Raw genomic sequence first — 6,987 nt, forward strand, 5'->3', positions numbered from 1 at the left:
TTCTACGCGTCGATCAGCTAACGCGCTAGTTTACTTTACTTGTCGAGCAGAATGCGAAGCATACGACGCAGCGGCTCTGCAGCACCCCACAACAGTTGGTCGCCGACCGTAAATGCCGACAGATATTCGCCGCCCATCGCGAGCTTGCGCACGCGGCCGACGGGGACCGTCAGCGTGCCCGTCACCACGGCGGGCGACAGATCGCGCATCGACGCTTCGCGCTCGTTCGGTACGACCTTCACCCAGTCGTTCGCCGAAGCCAGGATGCCGTTCACTTCGTCGAGCGGCACGTCCTTCTTCAGCTTGATGGTCAGCGCCTGCGAGTGGCAGCGCATTGCGCCGATACGCACGCACAGACCGTCGACGGGAATCGAGCCCGGCTGGCCCATGGCCGGCTTGCCGAGAATCTTGTTGGTTTCCGCGCCGCCTTTCCACTCTTCCTTCGACATGCCGTTGCCGAGATCCTTGTCGATCCACGGAATCAGCGAGCCGGCGAGCGGCACGCCGAAATGGTCGGTCGGCATGCTGTCGCTGTTCATTGCGGCCAGCACGCGGCGGTCGATATCGAGAATGGCCGACGAAGGATTGGCCAGTTCGTCCTTTACTGCGCCATTGAGCGTGCCCATCTGGCTCAGCAGTTCGCGCATGTTTTGCGCGCCCGCGCCCGATGCAGCCTGATACGTCATGGCCGTCATCCAGTCGACGAGGTTTTCGCGGAACAGGCCGCCCAGCGCCATCAGCATCAGGCTGACCGTGCAGTTACCGCCGATGAAATTCTTCTGGCCCTTGACCAGCGCGTCCTTGATCACGTCGAGGTTGACGGGATCGAGAATGATGACGGCGTCATCCTTCATGCGCAGCGACGAAGCTGCGTCGATCCAGTAACCGTTCCAGCCCGCTGCGCGCAGCTTCGGGAACACTTCGTTCGTGTAGTCGCCGCCCTGGCAGGAGATGATGGCGTCGCACTTCTTCAGGTCGTCGATGCTGGAAGCATCTTTGAGCTTGGTCTCGTTTTTGGCGAACGACGGCGCATTGCCGCCCGCGTTGCTGGTGCTGAAAAACACCGGTTCGATCAGATCGAAATCGCGTTCTTCCTGCATGCGTTGCATGAGGACGCTGCCGACCATGCCGCGCCAACCTACGAGACCTACGTTCATGACTTCATACCCTTCGAATGGACACTTCCCCGCATCTTTGCCCGCAGTGACCGCGCGGGGAAGATGGGCGGGCACGACGGACGATCAGCGCTTCGTGATCGTTTTCGGGGTAATCGTTTTGATGGTAATGGCGAGCGCAACCACGCGGGCCGTTTTGCCGCGCAGTGTCGAAATCGAGGAGATTTGAGGAATCGTCGCCATCACATGAGTCTACACGAAAACCCGTTTTGTGCGGCGCGGGCGCCGCGATTTGCGTGAATCAGCCCGGAAATAGCCGATTCACGCGTGTTTGCTCAACAATTACAGCGCGGCGATAACAGCGTCGCCCATGGCTTCCGTGCCGACCTGCTTGCAGCCCGGCGTGAGGATGTCGCCGGTGCGATAGCCTTGTTCCAGCACCTTTTTCACAGCGCTTTCGATGCGGTCGGCCTGCTCGGCCTTGCTCAGCGAATAGCGCAGCATCATCGCTGCGGAGAGAATCGTAGCCAGCGGATTCGCAATGCCCTTGCCCGCGATGTCCGGCGCCGAACCGTGCGACGGCTCGTACAGACCCTTGTTGTTCTTGTCGAGCGAAGCCGACGGCAGCATGCCGATCGAGCCTGTCAGCATGGCCGCTTCATCCGACAGAATGTCGCCGAACATGTTGCCCGTGACGATCACGTCGAACGACTTCGGCGCCTTCACGAGTTGCATCGCCGCGTTGTCGACGTACATGTGCGACAGCTCGACGTCCGCGTATTCCTTCGAGACATCGATCATCACGTCCTTCCACAGCTGCGACGTCTCGAGCACGTTCGCCTTGTCGACGGAAGTCAGCTTCTTGTCGCGCTTTTGCGCTGCCTGGAACGCGACATGCGCGATGCGGCGCACTTCGGGCTCCGAATAACGCATCGTGTCGAAGCCTTCTTTCGCGCCTTCGAACGGACCGTCCGGCGCTGCCCGCACGCCGCGCGGCGAGCCGAAGTAGATGTCGCCGTTCAGTTCGCGCACGATCAGGATGTCGAGGCCCGAGACGATTTCCGGCTTCAGCGACGACGCGCCCGTCAGTTGCGGATAGCAGATGGCCGGACGGAAGTTCGCGAACAGTTGCAGATGCTTGCGCAGGCCGAGAATGGCCTGTTCCGGGCGCAGCGCACGTTCGAGCGAATCGTATTTCCAGTCGCCGACCGCGCCGAACAGGATAGCGTCCGCTTCCTTCGCGAGCTTGAGCGTGGCTTCCGGCAGCGGATGACCGGCTGCTTCGTAGCCCGCGCCGCCAACCGGTGCTTCTTCGAGCTCGAACTTCTCGCCGAGCACGTTCAGAACCTTGACAGCTTCCTTGACGATTTCCTTGCCAATGCCGTCGCCCGGCAACACTGCGATCTTCATGCGTATTCCTTGTTGGTTTCTATGGCCTGGATCGGACGCACGTCTTAGCGTACGAGGCGGTTATTGAGCCAAGGCTGCTTCGCGATGCGCTCGGCTTCGTACTGGCGAATCTTGTCCGCGTGACGCAGCGTGAGGCCGATATCGTCGAAACCGTTCAGCAGGCAGTACTTGCGGAACGCCGCGACTTCAAACGGATATTCGGCGCTGCCGTCCGCCGTGCGCACGACCTGCTTTTCGAGGTCGACCGTCAGCTGGAAGCCGTTGAACGCAAATGTTTCGCTGAACAGATGGTCGACCTGTGAATCCGTCAGCACGATCGGCAACAGGCCATTCTTGAAGCAGTTGTTGTAGAAGATATCCGCGAAGCTCGGCGCGATGATCGCGCGGAAGCCGTACTGTTGCAGCGCCCACGGCGCGTGCTCGCGCGAGCTGCCGCAGCCGAAGTTCTGGCGCGCGAGCAGCACCGACGCGCCCTGATAACGCGGCTGGTTCAGCACGAAATCCGGGTTCAGCGGACGCTTCGAGTTGTCCTGACCCGGCTCGCCGTGGTCGAGATAACGCCATTCGTCGAATGCGTTCGGACCGAAACCCGTACGCTTGATCGACTTCAGGAACTGCTTCGGAATGATCGCGTCGGTGTCGACGTTTTCGCGATCGAGCGGCGCCACGACGCCGGTATGTACGATGAATTTATCCATGACGCTTTAGCCTGTTCGAAGCCGGACGACGACGCGCTTTCACGTCGTTCACGCCGTCCGGCGAGACAAAATCCACTTACTGCGACGCCTTGTTGCTGATCGATCCGCCCAGATGCTGCAGATCTTCGCCGAAGCCATGCACCGTGTTGCAACCGGCGAGGCCGAGCAGCAACCCGGCTAGCGTCGCGAGTGCGAATCGGCGCAGAAATGCGATGCGATCGATGTTCATAAGACGTTTATCCCAGCTTGCGAATGTCGACGAAATGCCCTTCGATGGCGGCAGCCGCTGCCATGGCGGGGCTGACGAGGTGCGTGCGTCCGCCCGCGCCCTGACGGCCTTCGAAATTGCGGTTCGACGTGGACGCGCAACGCTCGCCCGGCTCGAGGCGGTCGGCGTTCATCGCGAGACACATCGAGCAGCCCGGCTCGCGCCATTCGAAACCCGCTTCCGTGAAGACCTTGTCGAGGCCTTCGCGTTCGGCTTGCGCCTTCACGAGACCCGAGCCCGGCACGACCATCGCGAGACGGATGTTCGACGCGACGCGGCGGCCCAGCTTCTTCACCACCCACGCGGCCGCGCGGATGTCTTCGATACGCGCGTTCGTGCATGAACCGATGAAGATCTTGTCCGGCTTGATCGATTCGATGGGCGCGTTCGGTTCGAGCGCCATGTATTGCAACGCGCGTTCCATCGCGTCGCGCTTGACCGGGTCCTTTTCCTTCTCCGGATCCGGCACGCGTCCGTCGATGGACGTGACCATTTCCGGCGACGTGCCCCACGTCACTTGCGGGACGATCTCGGCCGCATTCAGTTCGACCACGCGATCGAAATGCGCGCCTTCGTCGGACTTGAACTGCTTCCAGTATTCGACGGCCTGATCCCACTCCACGCCTTGCGGCGAGAACGGACGGCCTTTCAGGTATTCGACCGTCGTATCGTCGACGGCGACCATGCCGGCGCGCGCGCCCGCTTCGATCGCCATGTTGCAGACGGTCATGCGGCCTTCCATCGACAGTGCGCGAATGGTCGAGCCGCCGAATTCGATTGCGTAGCCCGTGCCGCCCGCCGTGCCGATCTTGCCGATGATGGCGAGCACGATGTCTTTGGCCGTGCAGCCGCGCGGCAACTGGCCTTCCACCTTGACCAGCATGTTCTTGCTCTTCTTCTGCAAGAGCGTTTGCGTGGCCAGCACGTGCTCGACTTCCGACGTGCCGATGCCGTGCGCCAGCGCGCCGAACGCGCCGTGCGTCGACGTGTGCGAGTCGCCGCAGACGATGGTCATGCCCGGCAGCGTTGCGCCCTGCTCCGGCCCGATGATGTGCACAATGCCCTGACGCATGTCGTTCATCTTGAACTGCGTGATACCGAACGCGTCGCAGTTCGCGTCGAGCGTATCGACCTGCAGCTTCGAGACGGGATCGGCGATGCCGTGGCTGCGATCCGTGGTCGGTACGTTGTGATCCGACACCGCCAGGTTCGCGCTGATGCGCCACACCGGGCGCTCCGCCATCTTCAGTCCTTCGAACGCCTGCGGGCTGGTCACTTCATGCAGCAGTTGACGGTCGATATAGAGAATCGTCGTGCCGTCTTCTTCCGTGTGGACCACGTGGGTGTTCCACAATTTGTCGTAGAGAGTCTGTGCCATGGTATGCGGGGGTAGTAATGACAACGGGCAGTTCCTGTCCGGTCGATTATGCCACGCAGCTGGCTTTCCAGGAGTACTGGATATCGAGAAAACCGATAAAAAACATGGAGTTGGGTGGTAGTGCCGATACCTGTATCGGCACTACCTATGGTGAGCCCAATGCGTTCCGGAAGGGCAGGAAATACCGTAAAGCGCGCTTCGATGCAAGGCAGCGGCTGATCACGTATCGGTTGGAAACCGCATAAAAAAACACCTCAACGGCGAACCGTTGAGGTGTTCCATTCGATGCGATTAACGCAGGCGAAAAGCGCTGACGCGCCCTGCGCTTAACGCTTGCCGATCGGCGATGCTTCGCGCGGCGTTTCGCCGATGAACAGCTGGCGCGGACGGCCGATCTTCTGTTCGGGATCGCCGATCATTTCGTTCCACTGTGCGATCCAGCCGACCGTACGTGCCATCGCGAAGATACACGTGAACATCGACGTCGGGATGCCCAGCGCGCGCTGCACGATGCCCGAATAGAAGTCGACGTTCGGGTACAGCTTGCGCGACACGAAGTATTCGTCTTCCAGCGCGATCTTTTCCAGCGCCATCGCGAGCTTGAACAGCGGGTCGTCGTGCAGGCCCAATTCGTTCAGCACTTCGTAGCACGTTTCGCGCATCAGCTTCGCGCGCGGATCGTAGTTCTTGTAGACGCGGTGACCGAAGCCCATCAGCTTCACGCCCGAGTTCTTGTCCTTCACCTGCTTGATGAACTCAGGAATATTGTCGACCGAGCCGATTTCTTCCAGCATGTTCAGCGCAGCTTCGTTCGCGCCGCCGTGCGCCGGGCCCCACAGACATGCGATACCCGCAGCGATACACGCGAACGGATTTGCGCCCGACGAACCAGCCAGACGAACCGTCGACGTCGATGCGTTCTGCTCGTGGTCTGCGTGCAGGATCAGGATGCGGTCCAGTGCGCGGACCAGCACTTCGTTGACCTGGTACTCTTCGCACGGGTTCGAGAACATCATGCGCATGAAGTTTGCGCTGTACGACAGATTGTTCTGCGGATACACGAACGGCTGGCCGATCGAGTACTTGTACGCCATCGCGACCAGCGTCGGCAGCTTGGCGATCATGCGGATTGCCGAAACTTCGCGGTGACGCGGGTTATTGATGTCGAGCGAGTCGTGGTAGAACGCCGACAGCGCGCCGACTGCAGCGACCAGAATCGCCATCGGGTGCGCGTCGCGGCGGAAGCCACGGAAGAAGAACTGCATCTGCTCGTGAACCATCGTGTGGTTCGTGACCGTCTTCACGAACTCGTCCTTCTGCGCCTCGTTCGGCAGTTCGCCTTTCAGCAGCAGGTAGCACGTTTCGAGGAAGTCCGCGTTTTGCGCGAGATTGTCGATCGGGTAGCCGCGGTACAGCAGCTCGCCCTTGTCACCGTCGATGTACGTGATTGCCGAGTTGCACGACGCCGTCGACATGAAGCCCGGGTCATACGTGAACTTGCCAGTCTGACCGTACAGCTTACGGATGTCGATCACATCCGGGCCCATCGTGCCCTTGTAAATCGGCATTTCAACGCTCGGCGAGTTGTCGCTGAACGATAGCGTGGCTTTAACATCTGACGGGGTCATAGCACATCCTCAATCGAAGTATGGAAACAGGGTTTCGATAATTGCACGCCTGGATCAAACTCACCTGCGTAACGGCGGGGCTTACACCGCAATTACACGTTACGCAGCATCTCCAGCACCCGCACGACATCGGCGTCGGCGAGGTCGCCTTCCGGTTCCTTGCGTGCGAGCAGCAAGTCCATCAGGTCGTTATCGCTCAGTTCGAGCAGGCGCGTGAGCGCGCCTACGTCCGCATCACTGAGATCATGCTCATATCGGCTGAAAAAACGCTCGAAAATCAGATCGTTTTCCAGCAGACCGCGCCGGGCACGCCAGCGGAGACGCGCGCGGCGCAACGGGTCGGACTGGTGAGATGCATCCATCTCAGACCGTCCGGCGCACCATCAATTCCTTGATCTTGCCGATCGCCTTCGTCGGGTTGAGCCCCTTCGGGCACACGTCGACGCAGTTCATGATCGTATGGCAACGGAACAGACGGTACGGATCTTCC

7 protein-coding genes and 1 pseudogene are annotated in these 6,987 nt (G+C 60.6%); all 8 read right to left on the bottom strand.

The features are described from left to right. Positions 1-35 precede the first annotated feature (35 nt). Entirely contained in the window at positions 36-1,157 is a 1,122-nt protein-coding gene (gene asd / locus G3O01_RS41400; protein ID WP_205813266.1) for an aspartate-semialdehyde dehydrogenase, read from the bottom strand. Between the two features lie 300 nt (positions 1,158-1,457). Then, the gene (gene leuB / locus G3O01_RS41405) at positions 1,458-2,525 is read right to left on the bottom strand and encodes a 3-isopropylmalate dehydrogenase (RefSeq protein ID WP_205813267.1); all 1,068 of its coding nucleotides are present in this window, start codon (positions 2,523-2,525) and stop codon (positions 1,458-1,460) included. A 44-nt stretch (positions 2,526-2,569) separates the two neighbouring features. Continuing rightward, entirely contained in the window at positions 2,570-3,223 is a 654-nt protein-coding gene (gene leuD / locus G3O01_RS41410; protein WP_205813268.1) for a 3-isopropylmalate dehydratase small subunit, read from the bottom strand. Between the two features lie 76 nt (positions 3,224-3,299). Beyond that, positions 3,300-3,452: an entericidin A/B family lipoprotein gene (locus G3O01_RS41415; protein ID WP_205813269.1), complete on the bottom strand. Its 153-nt coding sequence runs from the start codon at positions 3,450-3,452 to the stop codon at positions 3,300-3,302. Positions 3,453-3,459: 7 nt separating this feature from the next. Then, positions 3,460-4,869, bottom strand: a complete 1,410-nt coding sequence (gene leuC / locus G3O01_RS41420) for a 3-isopropylmalate dehydratase large subunit (RefSeq protein WP_205813270.1) — start codon at positions 4,867-4,869, stop codon at positions 3,460-3,462. A gap of 326 nt (positions 4,870-5,195) precedes the next feature. After that, entirely contained in the window at positions 5,196-6,497 is a 1,302-nt protein-coding gene (gene gltA / locus G3O01_RS41425) for a citrate synthase (protein WP_205813271.1), read from the bottom strand. Between the two features lie 92 nt (positions 6,498-6,589). Then, positions 6,590-6,859 (bottom strand): succinate dehydrogenase assembly factor 2, encoded by a 270-nt coding sequence (locus G3O01_RS41430; RefSeq protein ID WP_205813272.1) that lies wholly within the window; start codon positions 6,857-6,859, stop codon positions 6,590-6,592. A gap of 1 nt (position 6,860) precedes the next feature. Next, positions 6,861-6,987 (bottom strand): annotated as a pseudogene (gene sdhB / locus G3O01_RS41435) (succinate dehydrogenase iron-sulfur subunit); the annotation flags it as partial.

Origin of the sequence: Burkholderia sp. Ac-20365 (genome assembly GCF_017104715.1) — a bacterium.
In the GTDB taxonomy this organism is placed as follows: domain Bacteria; phylum Pseudomonadota; class Gammaproteobacteria; order Burkholderiales; family Burkholderiaceae; genus Paraburkholderia.